Raw genomic sequence first — 21,654 nt, 5'->3', positions numbered from 1 at the left:
TTAAAATTAAAAACAAACCAAGATTATTATATCTTTTGATTGTGCAATTAGATCACAAGGTTTTATGAGATTAGTAGATTACCAATTTGCTTCTAAAGAAATGCTTATTAACAACTACTTCAATAAGGTAAATTCCGGGTATACTATTTTCCAGTTGGAATTCGAATTTATTTTCTCGAGAATCTAATTGTTCGGCCACCATTACGCCCATTCCAGTGTAGAGCCGTAAGGATGTCGGTGATGATATGTTTGATTCACCTTTGATTTCAACTGTGAAAGAACCATTGTTAGGATTTGGATATACTTGAATTTCTGTGTGGTTTTCATCCATTGAAGCTTTTAAAATTGAAAAATAAATTGAATTAGATACCCCGTTGCATCCAATTGAGTCGGTTATTTCTACATAATAATATCCTTCGTTCATAGCTATCATCGTATCCACATCAGAATTTGTTAATGGGATATACGATGTTGTATCCGTTCCATAGTACCATTGAAATATACAGCTATCATAAGCACAGGAAGTTGAAAGCGTGTCTCCATTAATATTAATACCTGCAACAATTGGTAAAGGTTCAGTTAAAACAGTTAATACAGAATCCATACAACCGTTTAAATCGGTTATTCTTAATGTATAATTACCTGCTAATAAATTTCCAATTGAATCAAATGAGCCACCGGAGGACCAATTATATGTATATGGTGGTATGCCGCCAAATAATGAATCAAGGATTATAAAACCATCATTTGCTCCGTTACATGAAATTCCGTATGTGTTATAATTTGAATGTCTAAGGATGGTTTCAAGTGGATCAGGTTGATTCAGAAAAATCGTTTCATCGAATGTGCATCCATTTGTATCAACAATGTGAACATCATATGTGCCTGATGGGACTTGTTGAATTACAGTATCAGTTATTCCATTCGACCATTCGAAATGATAGGGAGGGGTACCTCCGTTAACCTCGTTCACATATGCTAAGCCATCGCTTCCGTTGAAGCATCGGATATTCACGCCATTAATACTTGCACTTACTATCAGAGGGTACAAGGTACTTGACTCAGTAAGTGTAATGCTATTTGAAATTGAACAGCCATTTACATCTGCAACATTTAATAAATAAAGGCCTGCTGCAAGATTACGTGGATCTGCATCACTACTTGAATAACTGCCAGGTCCGGACCATAAGTAAGTATATGGACTTATTCCACCTGAAACACTAGTGAATATTTCGCCACTTAATTCACCAGCACATGAAATATTATATCCGCCGTTTCCAGAAGGACTATACAAAGAATCAAGTTGTATAGGTAAAGGTTCAGTTAAACTAAAGTTACCTGTGGCAGTGCAGTTGTTTGCATCTGTCACAAGAACTGAATAGTTACCTCCAGGAATGGTTGTTAAATTTTGGGTAGTATATTGTCCGTTATTCCAGTTGAAAATATACGGTGGAGTACCGCCATTTATATACAAATCGAGGAAGCCATCAGATGCTCCGGAACAACTGACATTATAACCCCCTGAGTAAATTGAGTATTGAGGAAAGCTTATATTTAATAAATCTGGATTCGAAAGTTCAAATGTAGTGTCATCTGAACAACCATGCACATCAATAATATTAACAGCATAGGTTCCAGCCACAAGACCTGTAATTGAAGACGAAGTTTCTCCGTTGTTCCATAAGTAGGAATACGGAGGTGTCCCTCCAAGAGCTGAAGTGTTGATCTGGGCTGTAGCATTTGAATCACCAGCGCATAGCACATTTGTTGTAGAAATTGAAGCCAGCGGACTAGGATTAACGTTTACGGAAATTGAAGTTGTTATATTGCCACAACCAGTAGTATTAAGTACTTCTATTGAATAGGTTCCGGAATTAGATAATGTTGCATTATTAATTACCGGATTCGGATCATTTGAAATGAATCCATTAGGTCCATTCCAGGCATAACTTGATCCGCCATTTGCACTTAGATTAATGGATTGTCCACTACAAACCGGACTGTTTGATTCGACCGTGACATGATTTGAAAGAATGCTCACATACGTGTTTATGTTCAATTGGCACCCTGCTGCATCGGTTACATTCAATGTATAGGTACCTGAATCGGATACGATTGAATTCAATATTATTGGATTTTGGGAATTGGACATGAATCCATTTGGACCAACCCAAGAATATACAATGCCACCACCGGAGAACAAATTAATTGTGTCGCCAAGACAGACTGGACTATTGCTACTGATCGAACCATTAGGCCTGCCAATAATGATATCTTCAGGATTCACAGAACCGACAACCGTCGCATTATTGCTGATTACTCTAATTCTATAATGTGTACCTTGAAGTACACTTGGGGGTATAACTGCATGAATTGTTGCAGAATTGGAAGTGACCAGTGAACCTATGTTGATGGGGGTTGAAAAATCTCCGGTTGAATCACTTAATTGGGCTGTGAATTCGTTATTCGAACAAAAAGCTCCACTGATTACAAAAGGAATGTGAATTGAATCGCCTGCACAATATTGTTGAGGGCTAATTGAAGAAGTAATGATAGAAAGTTCCGGATTATATTCATAAAAATCCTGAAAATACCATGTGCCGGAATATCCGGTTCCAACATACCCTTTACTTCCGATAGAAACTCCGAAAGCATGATCTCTGCCTGATCCCGGAAGAATTGCTTTTTGACTCCACTGATTTATTGACGGGTCATATTCCCAAATATCGTTCAATCTGCTAACTCCCAATAGAATGCCCGTAGAAATATATCCTTTGTTCAGAATTGAAAATCCACAAGCGTCGGCTCTTGGGCCTTGTGTCATGACTGCGATTGGAGACCAAAGATTAGTTAATTGATCATATACCCAGAAATCATTAAGACTACCTGTTAGACCGTTGGTACCTATGCCCAAATATCCTTTTTGGCCAATTACAAATCCAGACGCAGATCTTCTTGCTAAACCTTGAATATCTGATTTACGAGTCCACGTATTGCTCAAAGGGTCCCATTCCCAAAAATCATTATAATCTGTTACATCATCATTTCCAGTGCCAATATACCCTTTATTGCCAATTGCAAATCCAACTGCCTGGAAACGAGATCCTCCAAGAAAATCATTTTTTCTGGTCCAGCTATCTGTAATAGGATCATATTCCCAAAAATCACTGTAATAGTTAGTATAATCATAACCAGTTCCCAAATAACCTTTATTACCAATTGCAAATCCAATAGCACCATAACGTGCATTACCCGGGAAATCAGCTAAACGAGTCCATGTATTAGTTAAAGGATCCCACTTCCAGAAATCTTTCCTGCAAATTGAGTCCCCGCCTGTCCCTACATACAGAGAATTGCCAATTGTAAAACCTGCACACCCTTGTCTAATACCGCCACCGAATGGCATAATTTGGGTCCAACTATCTGCAGGTACAGAGACTCCAATTTGGACATTTGTAGTCAATGTGCTCACACAACCATTTACATTCGTTATGGTGACGAAATAGTCTCCAGAATTATTTGACGTACCGTTTAAGATAGAAGGATTCTGAAGTGCCGATATAAAGTTGTTGGGTCCATTCCAGGAATAACTCAAACCAGAAGAAGCTGATAAATTAATAGTACTCCCAGAACAAACCGGACTATTACTACTAATTGTTGGAATAGATCCGACACTTAAATTAATCGTACTATTAACTGCAATTCCGTCATGAATAGCCGTGATTACAAAATGAGTGTTTCCATAATAACAAGATACGGAATTGATATTTACATTATTGTTGTTTATTGCTACAGTCAGGCCTGTTCCTATAGTGCCAATCAAGAATGTCATATCATTTTTAAGTGAATCCGGATCAGCAAACAATGAGTCTAAGGGAATACTAAGTGTACTGTTTTGATTTATTGAATAAGTATTATGAAGAGCAATCGGGGCAAGACGCTTCATGATTCGAATTTCTTCTTTCGCAACGCGTCCAGAGTCAAAATCAATAGGATTTACATACAACTTCTGTACAATGGAATCAAAGTCGCAAATGCCTGTTGAATCAAATAGTGCTTTTGAATATAGACTGTCATTTTTGATAAAAAGAAGATATGTGGAATCTTTGCTTAAATTCCTTACTTGATCGAGGCATATAGCAGTTCTTAATATCGGATATCCAGATGAGGAAATATTATAAAAATCAAAACATCGACTTAAAGGAATTAAACCAATTGAGGGCAATGTATCCTCACACTGTTTTAATTTAACAATTGTTCCGGTTGTAGTATTATATTTATTGACTGTTATGTTTTTCCAATATTGCATCCCTCCATTCAAATCAAAATCGAGTCTGGTACTATCCAATTCTGATGAATAATTGATGGGCTCAAGGATTAAATTTATTGTATTCAAATTACTCAGTTCGTAAATTGTATCTTTGTATCCTAGCTTACATATTTTTAAATATCCTGATCCATCTAGTATATTAATTTGCTGAATATTCTGATTTATTGTACTAAGGTAATTATTGTTTAAATACACTTTACTTCCTAAATAATTATCACTCGTGGTGACTGTCAAGTATTTTGTCAATTCATTTATAAGGGTTCCTGGTAAATAATAAACTGTCTTGTATAAAATAACGGTATCAATAGATCCAATAAATCTAACAGCTAACAAATTATATCCTGTATCCAAGGATGCAAAATAATGTCCAGAATTTAAAGTAATTGGAAGAAATAAGGAGTCTTGATTTATCGGGGAGCAAATTTGATATTGTAATGTATTTTCAGATGAAATAAATAAATCAAAGGTTGGTAAAGTTGAAATATATGATTGATTTGAAATTAATGAGGGGTAAGTAATTTTATTTGTGACTTGAGATTTGATCATAGGAATTAATAATCTTCTATTGAAAGCTAGTTCAGAATCAACTGCAAAATATAGAGTAGGACTTCCGGCCGCCTCTATTGAGATTGTATCGCCCAATGGAATATTTTCAAGACCTATGTTCACTATTCCATATTCATCTGAAATCCCGATATCATTGTATACTCCATTGATGTCCCGTAATCTTAGTTTCGCACCAGATAGGATTGATCTTGAAATAAAAGCAGTCAACCATGTGTTTTCATTAGGAGGAGCACATGATTGATCTATTGGTGCACCGTTAACAATATTTCTTATTCTGTCGAGAATGCTTATTGTACCATAATTACATATTGAGAAGAATTGACAATTTCTACAGGCAATTGTAGGGTCATTAGTAATGAATGATTTGTGAAATGCGCCATGAAGGTACCCTCCGTTATTATTAGATTCATCCTTAATGTAATATTGATAAACCCCCGCTGAATTGTTTATAGTTGGATATTCACTATTTTCTCTATTCACACCACCATCGCCATTACGAATTGCATTTCCATAACCAGTGAAATTGGCTACTATAATATTATTTGCATTTGATCCATGTGTATTTAAATAATTAATAACCGGTGATAGGGGAGATTCATTCAATAAATCTATAAATCCTTGACTATTCCGATAATCTATGAAGAAATTAAAATTTCCAACTGCTAACCATTGTTCAGATATTCGATTTATACCACGGTGTGGTGTCCCTAAGAATATAATACTCCTTAAAGCACCGGATATGTTTGTATTCGTAAATGGTCTAACTGGATTTTGGGTGAAAACGGCGTTCCCACCTAAATATTCTGATTTTCCGTCAACAAGTAATCGCATTTCAAGTCCACCCTTACTATGTGCAATCACATTAATTTGTGGATTTTGCGCCCCATTTCGTAAACAAATGGAACGTATGGAATCAAGTGCCATTCCAAGATTGTATGCATTTTTTTGTACTGAATTTAAATTACCCTGTGCTATATACCAAGTGTTAAATTTATTACTAGATGAATTAATACTCAGGTCATCGGCAATTGACCACATTTCGTGAGAATTCGTATTTAAGGAATGAGTTAGACCTAAAATATTATTTTCAATTGTATTTGTGATACCGCCGACAAGTACAACGATTTTATTCTTATCCGTTGCATTGGCCATTGAATTATTCACATTTCCTATTTTAGTTAAATCAAAATGACTAATTTCTGAGCTTCCAATTTGTTGATTTGAATTATTGAGATAAAATAAAGTGTATTTAAAGACGCCTGGCGATAGATTTAACAAGTTATTATTATAAATATACCCTGTTGGAATTCTCAAATATCCATTTGCATTTACGTATGAATCACAGAAATCTAATCCAAAAAGGCAAGCAGAAATTGGTGTTAGTGGACGGAGTACATCATTGTCAGTGGAATGTAGTTGGATGCGTTCGAAACCTATTTCAAACTTAGTGGCGCCGGTCACATATTTTATTGGGATTGATAATTCTTGGTTGGGTTGATTATAAAGTACAATGTTTTCATTTAACCATTGTGTTTTAATTATAGAAGTCTTACCGTAGTTATCAAGACTTATACTACTTCCAGGATTTGAACTAGAACTGATCACAGAATAGGAAATCTGTTCTGGTTCTGTAGGACTAAGAAAATTAAGAACCCAGTTTCCTTCCAATCCGCTTTGAAAAGTTTGAGAAGAATATAGAGTTTGTCCACTAACGGGATTATAAGCTATGAATTTCCAGTTACTCCCATCACTTGTCGTACATGTTGCTGATATTGTATAATCGTCATTTGCACGCTGCCATGGAGGAATGCTTGCTGATGTAACAGTAATGTTGGATTGTGGCGTTGAGTTGACATTAAGTAAACATGGGTTACTAGGAATTGTGCAACATGGGTTTGTGATAATGCAGTGAAATTGATATTGATCTAAACCCGTAGTATTATTTATTGTCAAAGTAGAACTAGCTCCTGTTGTGTTAAACGTGTAATTACTTGAAGTGCAGGCTATCCATCCATTTCCAGGTTGTTGATATTCCCATGTATATGCCGGACTCGTACCATTTCCTTGTGGAGTAGCTGTGAAAGTTGTTGGTGCTGGAGATGAGACTATCCTGCTTGTTGGCGAGTTTGATATTCCGCTAAAAAGGACACATCCTGTACCCTGAGTTGTACAACTCATACATGAACTTGTAGCAGTGCAAGAGGGTGAATTTTTTGCAATAACTATAAATTTATAAATTGAATTAGGGTTTAAGCCACTTACTGTAGAATTGTTGGCAGTAGTATTTGTATACAAGGTGCCGTTTGTCCATGGGCAAGAACCACTAGAATAATAAACATCATAATTTGTGGCATTTGCTACAGAATTCCATGAAACATATACTTGAGAGCCGGGAAGCGGTGATAAGCTTATAACTGGTGTTCCTGGCAGATTACAACTTGATAAAGTAAATTGACTTCCTGGATTACCAGCTGATGCGGAGATATTGTATTGAAGAGACGAACAACTGTATTCAAATACCCTGAAATAGTAATTCACTCCGGCAGTCAACCCTGAAACGGGTACACTACTGCCGCTACCATTGTAAACAACGTACTCACCATTTGCAATCTGAGTTCCGGAACCGAAATTGGCATTTCCTGAATAGGAGTTACCGGCTACTGGACTCCCTCCAATTGATGAGCCCAATTTCGCTATAACTATCCGGTTACTTCCGTTTCCGTTCGTCCAGCTAACAGTCAAAGAATTTGAAGAAACAGATGAAAAAGAAATATTACTAGCCTGTATTGAAGGAGATGAACAACCTGAATAAGTTAAATAGTTTCCATTCGTCCATCCATATAGCTGTGAGGTCCCATTCATTGGGTATTTAACATTGGTAGTAACAAAAATCTGATACCATACATCACCATTATAAATTTGAGTTGCACCTGTAGGTATAAACCGTTGCCCATTTTCTATGGATGCATAATTATTCCCCACCCATAGTACATTTCCTCCTGGTGAATCGTAAAGAATTAAGCCATTTGGAGCATTGATCACTTCGACATAATTCGAACTGGTTGCCATCATGTAGTTTGAGCCATAAGCACAATAAAGAGTCCTGGGATGACTCGCGTGATCACCTACGACATCAACCTGTATCCAGTTATAACTACTGCAGGATCCAGCTCCGTTTATCGAATATAATTTACCACCTGTTGCAATGGATGTAATTGCGGTTGAGGTGGTACAGATATTTGATCGTAGAAATACACTCGAAGAATTTGTATTGAAAACTGGACCGGTTTGGGAAATTGCAAAAAATGGAAGAAAAATACTTATAATAAGTACTTTGAAGCAGAGTAAATAAAATCTCATTTTAAAGTGGATTTGTGAAGTGTATTTTTAAATTGAGGGATTAAAAATGGAGTTTAGTTTCATGGAAGTGATTTTAGGAAAATTATAAATTTTAAATCATAATATTAATATGAAAAAGTACTCGAAGCAGAGATAGGAACTAACTTCATGATAAATTAAAATGCATTCATCAATATAGGTGAACTTATTTCTTGTTAGGTATAAATTTATTCACCTCATCCTCAAAGCATGCACCAACCTCACCTCCCCCAGAACTGGATTACTACATCCTCCCACATAAATCACCGGCCGATAGATCACCCATTCTCCCGGTTGTAAGTAAAGAATTTGATGACTGAATCCGACCATGGTGGTTAGACCAGTATCGGCAGGGGTAATGGTTCGGCAATACACCAGTGTGGGTTGTGACCAATGGAGCAGGTCTGTACTTACTCGGTATGAAATGTCAATGACAGCATTTAATGGAGCATTCACTACTGAACCGCCAATCGTTATAGAATACAAATTTGGCACAACCATGTTTTGGCCATAGGTGAATACACTCATGCCTGCAGCGTACTGACAAGGTCGCGCTCTTTCAAAATCACCTGTGTTCATTATTGAATCAGGATTGATAGTCGGCAATGCTTGTTCAATTAAAGCCTTATCTGATAAGGGATCTGAGAGTTGGTTTTCCTTTGTGCAGGAGAATAAAATGGCTAAGCCGAATAGAGAGAATAAAATAAATTTCATAAAAAAGAAATATTTATAATTCGAAAATTCGGATCAAATATATAATTTGAATTTTATATTGTACATGAAGGATCATAAAATAAACGACCTTTCCATAATTAATTTTTAAAGCAGACGATTTGTTAAAATCGCTTTAGAGGTACTCTTTATTTCTGATGATGTAAATCATATTTTTATTTTTGTCAAACTTGGCGATTATTTATTAATTGCATGTTGCACCTTATGTTTCAATATATCTGCTAATTTTCTTAAATTCACTGTAAATAGATTACGTTTTAACATTATACCTTTGTTCTGTTGATTTCAAATTTTAAGGAATATTCAAATTCTTATGTTCAATATCGGTTGGGTTTTTTTATTCTGAAAAGCAAAGAGAAAATCTGGAAACGATCATTAGCATGACCCAGGAACCCGGGACATTGGATGAATTGGGTTTAGGATCGGTGCGTGATGGATTTGCAAATTTGTTCTTCCCCGGAACAACAACAATCCAGACCAGGGCGAAATACTTCATTTTGGTGCCATGGATTCTCAATGAGATTTACAGAAAAAATGATGATTTCACAGCTTTCAGAACAATTCTTAGAAGAGAGGAGATTAGGGTTATTGAATCTCTTCTCAAGACAGAGGATCAATCAGGCTTGATAGGGAAGGAGGCAAAAGAGCGACTGAAGCGAATGCCGTCTTCGATTTATTGGAACGGACTCAAAACCTACGGAATTATTACTCAGGATCTTGATCTCTCACAGGTTCGTGAATTTTTCAAACGGCGAAAAAATTTGAAGACACTTATACGCCTTGCCGAAACACAAGAGAGGACCTCATGGCTGATGATTTGCGGGAATTAACCGGTAATCAATACCTGGTATGTGAAGGATTTGAGAAATTACCGCAGATAAATGTTGAATTGCCCTTAACAAAAGAAGAAGCACAGTTTTTAAAGTTAAAATACTGGAATCTGTTCCACAATCCTTCTTGCATATATTCTTAGGGTTAACCTGGATGGAATCCTAAAGGTTTCTTCATTCGAAGAAATGGTGAAAGTTTTGGGTCCACAGGTTCCTCTTGCTTCTGAGCAAAAGCTGGCCGTTTTGTTTGATAAAATCATGCAAGGCGCTTATATCAGGTACAATTACCTCATTAGCCGCTCTGCCGGATACAGCGATCAGGAAGATTGGGAATTGAGATGGAGCTTTTACAAAAATTCGGTTTCACAAATAGATGGTATTTCACCTTCCATGTTTGATGGAATTTATAGGAAATTTAAAATATCAAATCTGACTTCAGATTTTTGTCGGGCCTGGATAAATGGAATTTTGGATTTTGAAAAAAACTCGGAACAGCTTGACAAGATTATTTCTCAAAGAGAATTCAAATTGAAAGGGCCATCCCGATCAAGGCTTTCGAATCGGACCGTAGCGCAAAAAGCAGTTTTACCAATAGGTATTTCGTTGAATGATGATTCATCTGTAAATTATTTAAGTTATCGCTTTGCCGTTGTTCAAAGACTCCTGGCAGATATTTTGAAGGACTCAGGAAATAGAAATTATGAATAAGGACGATAATAAGTTTGAATTTGGCGAATTGTTAACTATCAATGAAGAAGGATACAAGTTTGCCAGGGCGATTGGTACTACATATTCGCTTGATCTGAAAGCACTGATCGCAGTTCCCGTAGCATTTCGTTTTTCCGGTGCACTTGACGCGGAGTCCTTGAAAGATCCTTTTCAATTGTTTTTATCACTGAAAGACACCGCGGATAAAATTGATGTTTTTTGCCAATTGGGTGGAATCAGTGCCAATACAAAAAGTCATCGCTTGTATAGATTCCTGGAACGATCCATACATGAAATATTAATTCCGGAAGGGAAAGCTTTTCATCCAAAGTTATGGGTTGTCCGTTATGAACACGATACCTTACCTGCCCGATACAAAGTAATTGTTTTGACAAGAAACCTGACCTTTGATTCCTGCTGGGATATGACGGTGATGATGGAAGGGGATGTGAATCCAAACCCATCAAAAATAGACGGGAAAACCAATAAGCCACTTGCCGATTTTATCGAATTCCTGTATACGACAAGTAAACGGGATGTTCCCAAACAGTTTTTGGATGAACTTCTGTCGGTAAAATTCCGCCCTGTTGGAGATGATGAATTTGTGGATTTGAAATTTTTTCCCCTGGGAATCCCGGGAAGTAAAACACAGATCGACTTATTTACCAAAGGCAATTTTGACTGTGATGAGATTCTTGCGGTTTCTCCATTTGTCAGTGATGGAATTGTAAAAATTCTAAAGTCCAGTACAAAAAAACTAACTCTAATCAGCCGACTTGATACATTTAAAAAACTGGATGTTTCATTATTGAAAGATGTAAGTTGTTTTCGGATTAACGATCAGATTGTAGAAGGATCTTCAAAACTGGAAGCTGAAACTGAAGGGTCTTCTATGGAAGCAGACCCGGTTATGGGTTCCGAAAATCAACTAGCAGATTTCAAAATGCCCAATGATCTTCATGCCAAGGCATTTTTGTTCAAGTATGGAGCAGCGTATGATTTGTATATCGGTTCTGCTAACGCGACATACAATGCACACCATGGAAATATTGAGTTTATGGTGATGTTGAAGGGGGAGAGGAGAAATTCGGCACAATATTTTAAAGATTCATTTTTCAGCGAAAGTGAAGATTTTATCATTCCTTATGTACCGGACCCTCTTTCGGAGATACCTCCACCGGATGATCTGGAAAAGGAACTTGATGAAGCATGGAGATGGATGCTTTCAGTTTTGCCATTGGTCAAATGTGAAGCAGTTATAAATGATGAAAATGATTATGATTTGATCGTGGATACTTCAGCTTTTCCTGCCTTAGAGGAAGGTGTTAGTATTTCAATCAGGCCTTTTCATTTGCAGGAAGATTTGGCAAAAAACCTGAGTAATTCTACAGCCAAGCAGGTATTTTCTCACATAGATCCTGCAGACCTTTCTTGTTTTTTTATTATTGAGCTTACAATTAAAAGTGAAAAGGGAATAAGTAAAGCGGCAGTATTTAAATTGCCGGTTTCGAATCTGCCGGAAAACAGAGAAGAGTATGTTGTTCGTTCGCTTTTTAAAGACAAAAAGAATTTTTTTCGCTTGCTTAGAATGTTGCTTTCCGAAGACCTTGTTGATGCTATTCTTGGATCAGTGGATGAAGATGAAACAAATGCGCCAGGAGAAGGCTGGTCTGCTTATTCGGGTGTCGATGCTCCTTTATTTGAGCGATTGATGAAGGCCGCGTCACGTGACAGGAAAAAGTTGACAGATATTGACAGGATCGTTTCGATGTTCGATCAGGAAGAAGGTAGTGTACATGTAGTTTCTGACAAAGAAATTCTGGAATTTTTAACCATGTGGAAGTCGTTTAAAATGATACTTGAAAATCAACCTGCCAATGTTTGAGTTAAAAGACTTTCAGCAAAAATCAGTAGATTATATTTACAGTCGTTTGAAAGAGAAGGACTGTCAGCGATTTTTGTGTGCTGATGAAGTGGGCTTGGGAAAAACAATTATTGCCAAAGGAGTAATAGACAGATTTAAAGAAGTCAGAGGCGGAAATCTCAAAGTATTCTATATCTGTTCCAGCCAATATCTTGCCCGACAAAATCTTGAAAAACTTCATCCTGATTCTCAAAAGAAATCAATCAGTCGGCTTACCGAATTGATCTTGTACCCTGATTTGATTGAAAAAAGCAATGGGCTTTCCATACTTCCATTATCACCACAGACATCTGTGGATATGAATTCACGGGGTGGTATGTTGAATGAACGTATTATTATTTACCAGTTGCTGAGAAATTCAGGCTTGTTGCCCGGAAAGCGTGAGACTACCTATGAACAGGTTTTAAGTCTGGGTATAAATAATTGGAGTGAACGAAAAGATAAACCGGGTTATACATTTAAGGAATTTGATCCGAATGTCAGGGATCGTTTTTATCAACTTTTAAAATCAAAAAGTGAAGTCCTGCAATTGATGTACGATTGTTTTGACAGGATTTCTGGTGATTACCGGAAACTAATTGGTGAATTGCGACAAATTCTTGCTACCGCAGGATTGGAATCACTTAAACCCGATTTGATCATCCTGGATGAATTCCAGCGTTTTGCAGATATTTTGAAAAGCAGCGAAGAGGATGATGCTACGGATCTTGTACAGGCTTTGTTCAGCAATGATCATACGGAAATGCTTATGCTTTCTGCAACACCTTACAAGATGTACACGATCCGGGAAGAGAATCTCGATGGCAATTCACATTATGATGAGTTTCAGTTTTTGATGAAATTTTTAATGCGGGGAGATTACCAGGCTTTTATTCAGGATTGGACGAAATACACAGAGGCGATGTTGTCTTTGCGCTATTTCACTCCGGATGAATTGGGTGAAATCACCAACAGAGTTGAGCGCTGGTTGTATAAATACATTTGCAGAACTGAGCGAAATATCGCCTATGAGGAATCACCTGAACGATCTCTGCTTCATTCGAGAACAGTGGTTCTGGACATTGATAGTCGTGACCTGAGTAACTTCATGGCAGCGGATCAGATTGTACAGAAAATAGAAGCGAATGATCAGAGTATATATTCTCCCCTGGAGTATTGTAAGACCGCTCCATACCCGCTTTCGTTTATGGAGAAATACAAATTAAAAAATCTCTTCAGAGAGTTGTATGATGATAAAAATCCAGGTTTGCTTGAAGCCACAAAGCAAGCCGGTACATTTTTACCATTTGAATTGTTAAATTCATATTCACTGAAGGATTTTCCAAATGCAAAGATGAACTGGCTGATCCGGGAAAGTGTCGAGCCGGGATCTCAATTGCTTTGGATTCCCCTTCCATGCCTTATTACAAATTAGAAGGACCTTTTCAAGGCAAGGAGGGTTTTTCGAAGACAATGATATTTGGAAAGTTTGCAGTTGAGCCTCGTGCTATTTCAACAATTGCATCTTATGCCGCAGAATGTTTTACCACCGGAAATCCGGAAGCAATTAAAATAGCTCCTTCAAGTCAGGTCCGTCAGTATTTTGCAAATGATAATTCGGTAGAGGAAGGGACTGATCAGTCGGATGCTGAGGAGATAACAAAACAAACGCGGTTGCCACGACCTCGTCTTGTATTTAAGAATGATGATTCTTCTTATTCTTTATTGAGTTATTGTTACCCATCCTGGTATCTGGCTGATTTGGTAAATTCAAACCTGAAACTAGATCCGGAGCAAAGTCTTGAGTCAGTGAGGAGCAACATTGGATCAATGATTAAAGCAGAACTGCAGGGAATGGAATCATTTATTCAGCGTCCTGCAATAGCAACGGATGCAAGGTGGTATCTTTTTGCATTGTTATTTCTGGATTATAAATACCATCCTTTAAAATTAAAAGCGATTTGCTCCGAGGATTCGGATTATGATATTGATAGCTGGGAAATGAATAAGAACCTGAACCAGCTGTATAAATGGATGAAGGTAATTGATCACTCCGGTCCATCAGGCTTGGCAGTGGAATTGGGTTTGGGTTCGATGCCGTTAAATCTGGAATCTACCCTGGCTTCAATTGCATTAGGGGGAAGTGCCTGTGTAATGTTGCAAACTTTGTTAAGCAATGTTACAATTGGCGCAGAGCTATCGGATAATTTTGTGTTTCCCTTATTATTTACTTCCAGTGTTTATTTTGCAAATGCATCCCGTTCCTATTTTAATTCACCGGAGGCGATTTCAATTATTGATCTAACCAATTCGATTGCGAAATCCGACTATTGGCTGGCGGTTATCAATTATAATATGAATGGATGTTTGAGAGCTGTTTTGGACGAATATTTCTATATGCAGACAGACGGTGAAGTGATTTTAAAAGAGGAGGAAGAGAAGGACCCGGTTATTATTAAAATAGTTGAAACTCTTGCATCAGTACTTTCAATCCGAACTTCCACTCTGGATGCTGATCTGTTAAATTCACGTGGACTTATTCAACGAGAAGCACTTCGCATACATTACGCGATTGCTTTCATTGATCAGCAAGAGACTGAAGATACCAATAAGCGTAAGCAATCGGTCCAGGATGCATTTAATTCGCCTTTTCGGCCTTTCATTCTTGCAACTACTTCCATCGGACAGGAAGGGCTCGATTTTCACAAATACTGTCGGGGAATTGATGCACTGGTCATTACCCGATAATGCGATTGACCTTGAGCAAAGAGAAGGGCGGATCAATCGCTACAAGCATTTTGCTTTGCGATTGAATCTTTTCGAAAGGTATAAAGGGCAATTGAAAACCGGATCAATTGATAAATCTCCATGGGCTATGCTTTTTGCTATGGCAGAAAACGATCATATGTTAAGAGGAGATAAGTGTCAATTAGTTCCCTATTGGCATGTTCCACTTGTGAAATACCCATTGGAAAGAACGGTGCCACTTTACCCATTTTCCAAGGATGGATTTCATTTGGAGCGCTTATTAAAAACGCTGATGGTTTACAGAATGTCCTTAGGACAACCCAATCAGGAAGATTTGGTTAAATACCTATTGCAGAATTTTAGTGAACAGGAGCTGGAAACCTATAAAGCCAAACTCATGATTAATCTCAGTCCGGTTGCATATGCTGAAAGAGCAAAGGAAGAGAAGCTGGATGTGGTTTGAGTGTTTTTGAAATATTTAATGAAATAGCACCACACGTTTTAAATATCTTATATGAAACAGGTAGGAGTGAATACAAAGAAATCTGAAGATAATTACTCTTTCGCGGAACACGTTCACCGATTTGCGGTATGGACTGCAGCCCGAGCTGTTCAAAGGAATTTTACTACCACTGAAAATATTCGAAAAGCCATCGAACAAACAGAGCTCCAAAATTTTTTTTTCAGAAAAGTTATTAATTCCCCCGAGCAGTTTGATAAATTTCATGAGAAAACGTGTGATAAATTGATTTCGGTTTTTAAAAAACAAGGAATTGATGCCAGTTATGGTAGGGCTGCTAAAATTGTTGCAATTTATATTAAAACAGCTATTGTTATTCCTGAAAGAGGTAAAAGTAAACTCAGTAAGATCGCTCATCCGCCAATAGACAGAATTCTTTTGCAAAACCTGGATTCTAAATATCCAGAATTAAAGTTAAAATCTCGCAGATGGACCTCTCTCGACAAAGATGAATACTTTAAGTTAATTAAGAAATTTAGAGAAGATTTTGGAGATTGTTTCTGGAAAATTGAGGAAAATTGGTCGTCTTAACAAACATGCGATAAATTAATGCATTTATCCGGTGCATTTGAAATGGAATATTTATAAATTTGATTTTGAAGAATTGGATGGTAACTTATTTTAACAATTATTTTGATGAGACATTTTATACTAACATTTTTCGCAGTATCAAATTTGTTGTTTTGTTTTGGTAAGGAGAATTCCTTTCGGTCTCCGATTTCTTGTGGAAATGATTCAACAATTATTTCCTCCGGATATACCCTGGACTATTTCAATAATACGAGAAGCTATAGTCTGGGTATAAATATATTTGATAAGGATTCCGGAATGAGTTCCTATTGTGGACAAAATGGGATGCCCTGGTCTTCTCTTAGTTGTGGAAATGGATTCTGGAATAAGTCGGATACAATTTATACGACAACAGGATTAATTCAGGAGATTCTTGTAAGCGAGGGTTCCGTGTCTGGTTGGATGAATAAACGATCAGTTACGTTTACATATTCATTGACGGATAAACTTACAGGTGAGTATGAGAGAGTCTGGAACGGTGCTGTATGGGATTCTCTTTCTATAAAGACCTATCTGTACGATGTGAATGACCAGCTTATTGAATACAACTCTTATTTTAATGTTTTGGGGATGTGGACAAATGATCTGAAAACAGAAACAGTTTATCTAAATGATCAGCCCTATTCAAAAATATTTTACCATGGAAATGGTTCATCATGGTTGAGCGATTCAATGTTTGTCTTCACTTATACAGGTTCTACAAGAACCTCGCTGGAGCTCAGTTATTGGGACACTCTGGCAGCTAATTGGCAAGTTGTCTCTCTGGTTCCATATCAACTGCAGGAGGGGAACTGGAGTGCCCGCATTGTCAGATTAATTCCTGTGATCGTAGATGGTGTTGGTGCTGTAGATACCTTGTACTATGATCTTGATTCTTTGGATGCAACAGTTTATTGGCATTCATTCACCTATACATCCATCGACACCGTGACTTTCTATAATACTGAGGCATATATTTATAGTTATGATTATGATCTTTTAAACGGTGAATATAAACTGATGATATCATCCGAAGGTCTATATTCTTTGGATCTTTTTAATGGTGATTCATTGTGGTCCGGAATTTATCGTCCGTACATTACAATCTATACATATGATGCGGAAAATCGACTAATAGATATGGAGCAAACCGGGGGTTGTACCAACCCTTGTGGAAACAATTTTCAGAATACTTATGATTCTGCAGGGTTATTAATTCGTTACCATGAACAAATGTGGATCACGACTGCAGAAACAAATACCTATGTAGAATATTCTTATTATAATTCCTCCGATATTGGAATTTTTGTTCCCAGATGGGATATTGATCCACCTGTTTGTCCGGGATCTGTATATCAACCTAATCTAATTATAGCGGGAGGTTGTGCTCCCTATCAAATTCATTGGTACCCCTCAACTGGTTTGTCCTCGGATACAATCACTAATCCTGTGATAGAAGTGAATGATAGCATGACTTACACCGTTTTTGCACAAGACAATGCCGGCAATATGGATACAATTCTGTACCATGTCTCACCTGTTTTTTCGACCAGGATAGATGTTGATTCTTCGACTTGTTCCGGACCTATTAGTTTATCCGTTCAAAATTCTGGGAATGTAAGTTATCAATGGTACGAGAATGGTCAGATAATACCCAATGCAAATTTATCTGTCCTGGAAGTGAGTCAACCCGGAGATTATTCTGTTGAAGTTACTGGCAACTATTCATCAGACTACTTCCAAGGAGGGGTCTGCACCGTTCAATCGGAACTCATTCATATTTCCGGGCCGGAAATTCAACTTTCAGGAGATACATTATTCACTTTGTCGGTTGCTGACCATTATGAATGGTATTTGGATGGGGCACTTTACAGTTCAGGTGCATCGCCATTTATTATTCCAAATCAGACCGGGAATTATGTGGTGGTTACTTACGATTCAATTGGGTGTACAGGATTTTCCGCATCCTATTATTATGCAACTACAAATCTTCAAAATGAAATTCTTGAAGCTGATATAATAATCTATCCCAATCCGACTTCTGATTTTGTTAGCATCAACATTCCTGCAGGTCACGTGGGGTCAGAAATAATATTTTTGGATATAACCGGAAAAGAAGTTTTAAAAGAGAAATTGATTGCCAAAAGTACAACGATATTCGTTGCAGGCCTTGCAAGGGGAGTGTATATAGCAATCATTCAAATTGAAAATCGTCGGTTTTATGAGAGAGTGGTTGTGGGGTTATAGAATGATAAACTGTAGGAGACAGTATTTTTTATATAACATGAAATATCAAAAATTTAAACACATGAAAATTGTAATTAGGATTTTATTGGTGACATTGTTTATTTCCAGTCAAGTTGCAGCACAAAATACTTGGGTTCAAAAAGCCGACTATGGTGGAGGTGTTCGAACAGGTTCTGCAGGCTTTTCAATTGGAAGCAACGGGTATCTTGGTGTATGGGCAAAGAAGGAATAAATTCAAATTAGTGAGTTTGCTATAAAACCTACTCCGAATTAATTGGGCATGTTTATCTGCGCCAATGGAATTAACATCAGTTTAGTAAAATAACATTTCTTGTTTTTCGAGCCTTGGACTTAATTCGCAGCAATCAATTCAGGTGATATATATCATAAACGAAAGAAATGTTTAAGATGGACTCTGCGAAATCGCAGCTGTTTTATAGAGTTTATCGTGAGTAAGATCTGTGACAATAGAGAAACATATTATAAATTTACTACAAACTTGTATAAAATATAGAATTATGAAAAGATATTTATGTTTTCTGCTGTATACTTTTGCGCTTGTGCATTTAATTTTTTATTCGCACAAGGAACATGGATCCAAAAGGCTGACTTTGGAGGATCAAACAGATGTGATGTTGTTAGTTTTTCTATAGATACTAAAGGATATGTTGGGACCGGCAGAAATAGCATAACAACTTTAGAATATGCTGACTTTTGGGAGTATGATCCAGCATCAAATGTGTGGTCCCAGAAAGCTGATTTTGGAGGTGGCGCTCGCCACGCGGCTGTAGCATTCTCGATCGGCAATAAAGGGTATGTTGGTACGGGCGTAAGTTTAAACGGTCCGGTTTACTTCAATGATTTCTATGAGTATGACCCAAATTCAAATTCATGGATTCAAGTATCTAGTTTTCCGGCTTCCGCCAGGCATTCAGCAGTTGGATTTGCTATTGGAGATAAGGGTTATGTTGGAACAGGTTATGATGGTACATGGAAAATTGATTTTTGGCAATACAGCCCGGCAAATGATTCCTGGATACAGAGAGCTGATTTTGCGGGCATGGCTAGATATGAAGCGGCTTCGTTTACAATTGGTACGAAAGGTTACATTGGTTTAGGTCAGACTTCTGGTACTGGGTTAGTAGATTTTTGGGAGTATGATACAGTAAATAATTTATGGACACCCATTGCAGATTTTACGGGTGGTGCTCGATGGTCCACATTTAGCTTTTCTATTGGGAATAAGGGATATGTAGGGACTGGTGTTAACTTCCCAGCGCACTTTAATGATTTTTGGTCTTATAGTCCAATCTCAAATGCATGGACCCAAGAAACAAGTTTCGGATTAGAAAGATGGGATGCTACAGCATTTTCAATTGCTGGTAAAGGTTACGCTTTAACGGGGGTTAATAATTCTGGAAATCAGAAAGACTGTTGGGAGTATAGTCCATCCTGCAATGTCGATCCTAATCCTTTTCCACAGGATACGATTACCGCTTGCGGGGCTAGCTTTTTTGGATGCCGGGAGCGGATATGACTCCTATCTCTGGAATACGGGTTCGACATCCCAATCAATAACCATAGGTCAATCTGGATGGTACATCTGTTCTGTTAACCAGGGCTCTTGCTCAGTAATGGACAGTATGTATCTCGATTTGCATAATGTTGAAATTCTTAATAACGATACATCAATTTGTTCGGGAAGCAGTGTAATGTTAACTGCAATTGCTACGGGTTTAGGCACAGGGTCTGCTTGTCAATTGTCTGAACTTCCCTCGAGTCTGCGACAAGGGCTTCTTGCGTGGTATCCTTTCTGTGGAAATGCAACTGATCAAAGCGGAAATGGGAACGATGGAACTGTTTATGGTGCCTCTTTAACATCTGATCGATTCGGCCAACCAGGCAATGCATATTCATTCAATGGTTCTAACAATTATATTGAAGTCCTTAATAGTGCAAATTGGCAATTTGCCGATAGTAAACAATCCATATCTTTTTGGATTTATCTACCTGTCATTCCCAATCCGATTGGGAATGACATGGCTATCCTTAGTAAAACCAATCAAAATTTACCTATTGACCCTTCTGGAAATTCAAATACAGGGTTTGAAGTGATATTTGGGCAGAATATTTATTCTCCTGATCTTGATTACCGTTTCAAGAGTGGAGCCGGATCAAGTTGGTTAGTTACAAGAATTGCGCAATCCAATTTTACAATCAACCAATGGTTTCATGTTGTATTTGTTACTGACAAACAAAAGGATTCATGTTATGCCTATTTAAATGGTAATTTAATAAATCGTCAGCTAATTCCTACATCTACCGTGATAGGACAAAATAACTTGCCATTGTTGATGGGCAAAGGTTATTGGACCAGTAATGGCATTCCATCAAATTATTATAATGGTAAACTTGACGATGTTGGGATTTGGAATCGCGCTATTTCTCCGGAAGAAGTTAAACAATTATATTCTGGTTTAACATATTTGTGGTCGACGGGCGATTCAGGACAGGTGATTACCGTAAGCCCGACTCAAACAACAACATATGTAGTAACCGCTAGTAATGGAATTAATAACTGTACGGCGAGTGTAACTGTAACAGTCAATGAGGCCACCAGTTCCTTGACAGATATAAGCACATGCGACGCATACACTTGGAATGGACAAATCTATACTCAGCCTGGCGTCTATCCCTACCATACAACAAACGTTGCAGGATGTGACAGTATAGCAACCTTGAATCTGACATTCAATTTGCCGAGTATGGTTGCTTCATCAGCAGGAGCAAGTGCCGATAATATAGCCCCCGGAACACCTGTTACCTTAAATGTAAATGGGGTACTCTTGGAACTGGTGCTTCCTGGAAATGGTATACAACTTCATGCGGAGGAACATCAATTGGTTCCGGTTCATCGCTGATTGTAACTCCGCAAATCACCACAACATATTTTGTAAGGGCGGAAGGAGTGTGCAATAGCACAGCCTGTGTTTCGGTTACAGTGAATGTGATCCCTCCAGTGATTTGTGAGGCACCGACTTCCGTGAACAGCAGCGCCGGTATCACAGTCTGTTCCGGAACCTCTACAACATTATCCTTGGTTGGTGGAATACTGCCCACCGGTGGAGTTTGGCGTTGGTAC

13 protein-coding genes are annotated in these 21,654 nt (G+C 37.7%); 11 read left to right on the top strand and 2 right to left on the bottom strand.

Going from position 1 to position 21,654, the window contains the following annotated elements; translation table 11 throughout:
- Positions 1–70: 70 nt before the first annotated feature.
- Together IPP86_17620 and IPP86_17615 are read right to left on the bottom strand one after the other, a co-directional pair.
- Positions 71–7,969 carry a T9SS type A sorting domain-containing protein gene (locus IPP86_17620; protein ID MBL0140320.1) on the bottom strand — a complete coding sequence of 2,633 codons (7,899 nt, stop codon included), beginning with the start codon at positions 7,967–7,969 and terminating at the stop codon, positions 71–73.
- A 498-nt stretch (positions 7,970–8,467) separates the two neighbouring features.
- A complete protein-coding gene (locus IPP86_17615; GenBank protein MBL0140319.1) occupies positions 8,468–8,989 on the bottom strand; it encodes a hypothetical protein in 522 nt (173 codons plus the stop codon).
- 398 nt (positions 8,990–9,387) lie between these two features.
- On the opposite strand from IPP86_17615, the gene IPP86_17610 reads away from it, so the two are divergent.
- The 11 genes from IPP86_17610 (at position 9,388) to IPP86_17560 (ending at position 21,433) form a co-directional block, all read left to right on the top strand.
- The gene (locus IPP86_17610) at positions 9,388–9,837 is read left to right on the top strand and encodes a hypothetical protein (protein ID MBL0140318.1); all 450 of its coding nucleotides are present in this window, start codon (positions 9,388–9,390) and stop codon (positions 9,835–9,837) included.
- Positions 9,838–10,023: 186 nt separating this feature from the next.
- Positions 10,024–10,545 (top strand): hypothetical protein, encoded by a 522-nt coding sequence (locus IPP86_17605; GenBank protein ID MBL0140317.1) that lies wholly within the window; start codon positions 10,024–10,026, stop codon positions 10,543–10,545.
- Entirely contained in the window at positions 10,538–12,430 is a 1,893-nt protein-coding gene (locus IPP86_17600) for a phospholipase D family protein (GenBank protein ID MBL0140316.1), read from the top strand. Before IPP86_17605 ends, IPP86_17600 begins: the two co-directional genes overlap by 8 nt.
- The gene (locus tag IPP86_17595) at positions 12,423–13,883 is read left to right on the top strand and encodes a hypothetical protein (GenBank protein MBL0140315.1); all 1,461 of its coding nucleotides are present in this window, start codon (positions 12,423–12,425) and stop codon (positions 13,881–13,883) included. The genes IPP86_17600 and IPP86_17595 overlap by 8 nt, the downstream gene beginning before the upstream one ends.
- 38 nt (positions 13,884–13,921) lie before the next feature.
- The gene (locus tag IPP86_17590) at positions 13,922–15,196 is read left to right on the top strand and encodes a hypothetical protein (protein MBL0140314.1); all 1,275 of its coding nucleotides are present in this window, start codon (positions 13,922–13,924) and stop codon (positions 15,194–15,196) included.
- On the top strand, positions 15,174–15,659 hold the full coding sequence (locus IPP86_17585; protein ID MBL0140313.1) for a hypothetical protein: 486 nt from the start codon (positions 15,174–15,176) through the stop codon (positions 15,657–15,659). The genes IPP86_17590 and IPP86_17585 overlap by 23 nt, the downstream gene beginning before the upstream one ends.
- A 51-nt stretch (positions 15,660–15,710) precedes the next feature.
- Positions 15,711–16,247: a hypothetical protein gene (locus IPP86_17580; GenBank protein ID MBL0140312.1), complete on the top strand. Its 537-nt coding sequence runs from the start codon at positions 15,711–15,713 to the stop codon at positions 16,245–16,247.
- A 105-nt stretch (positions 16,248–16,352) separates the two neighbouring features.
- Positions 16,353–18,512 carry a T9SS type A sorting domain-containing protein gene (locus tag IPP86_17575; GenBank protein ID MBL0140311.1) on the top strand — a complete coding sequence of 720 codons (2,160 nt, stop codon included), beginning with the start codon at positions 16,353–16,355 and terminating at the stop codon, positions 18,510–18,512.
- 61 nt (positions 18,513–18,573) lie between these two features.
- A complete protein-coding gene (locus IPP86_17570) occupies positions 18,574–18,744 on the top strand; it encodes a hypothetical protein (protein MBL0140310.1) in 171 nt (56 codons plus the stop codon).
- Between the two features lie 300 nt (positions 18,745–19,044).
- Positions 19,045–20,049, top strand: a complete 1,005-nt coding sequence (locus IPP86_17565; GenBank protein MBL0140309.1) for a galactose oxidase — start codon at positions 19,045–19,047, stop codon at positions 20,047–20,049.
- Positions 19,970–21,433, top strand: a complete 1,464-nt coding sequence (locus tag IPP86_17560) for a LamG domain-containing protein (protein MBL0140308.1) — start codon at positions 19,970–19,972, stop codon at positions 21,431–21,433. Before IPP86_17565 ends, IPP86_17560 begins: the two co-directional genes overlap by 80 nt.
- Positions 21,434–21,654 lie beyond the last annotated feature (221 nt).

The organism is Bacteroidota bacterium (assembly GCA_016720935.1).
Taxonomy (GTDB): Bacteria; Bacteroidota; Bacteroidia; order AKYH767-A; family 2013-40CM-41-45; genus JADKJP01.
This window is presented reverse-complemented; position numbering and strand designations above follow the sequence as displayed.

Bases quoted from the DNA above. Each gene is read 5' to 3' on its own strand.
- IPP86_17620 (MBL0140320.1), bottom strand. From the start codon at position 7,969: ATGATGGCAACCAGTTCGAATTATGTCGAAGTGATCAATGCTCCAAAT.
- IPP86_17615 (MBL0140319.1), bottom strand. From the start codon at position 8,989: ATGAAATTTATTTTATTCTCTCTATTCGGCTTAGCCATTTTATTCTCC.
- IPP86_17610 (MBL0140318.1), top strand. From the start codon at position 9,388: ATGACCCAGGAACCCGGGACATTGGATGAATTGGGTTTAGGATCGGTG.
- IPP86_17605 (MBL0140317.1), top strand. From the start codon at position 10,024: ATGGTGAAAGTTTTGGGTCCACAGGTTCCTCTTGCTTCTGAGCAAAAG.
- IPP86_17600 (MBL0140316.1), top strand. From the start codon at position 10,538: ATGAATAAGGACGATAATAAGTTTGAATTTGGCGAATTGTTAACTATC.
- IPP86_17595 (MBL0140315.1), top strand. From the start codon at position 12,423: ATGTTTGAGTTAAAAGACTTTCAGCAAAAATCAGTAGATTATATTTAC.
- IPP86_17590 (MBL0140314.1), top strand. From the start codon at position 13,922: ATGATATTTGGAAAGTTTGCAGTTGAGCCTCGTGCTATTTCAACAATT.
- IPP86_17585 (MBL0140313.1), top strand. From the start codon at position 15,174: ATGCACTGGTCATTACCCGATAATGCGATTGACCTTGAGCAAAGAGAA.
- IPP86_17580 (MBL0140312.1), top strand. From the start codon at position 15,711: ATGAAACAGGTAGGAGTGAATACAAAGAAATCTGAAGATAATTACTCT.
- IPP86_17575 (MBL0140311.1), top strand. From the start codon at position 16,353: ATGAGACATTTTATACTAACATTTTTCGCAGTATCAAATTTGTTGTTT.
- IPP86_17570 (MBL0140310.1), top strand. From the start codon at position 18,574: ATGAAAATTGTAATTAGGATTTTATTGGTGACATTGTTTATTTCCAGT.
- IPP86_17565 (MBL0140309.1), top strand. From the start codon at position 19,045: ATGTTTTCTGCTGTATACTTTTGCGCTTGTGCATTTAATTTTTTATTC.
- IPP86_17560 (MBL0140308.1), top strand. From the start codon at position 19,970: ATGTCGATCCTAATCCTTTTCCACAGGATACGATTACCGCTTGCGGGG.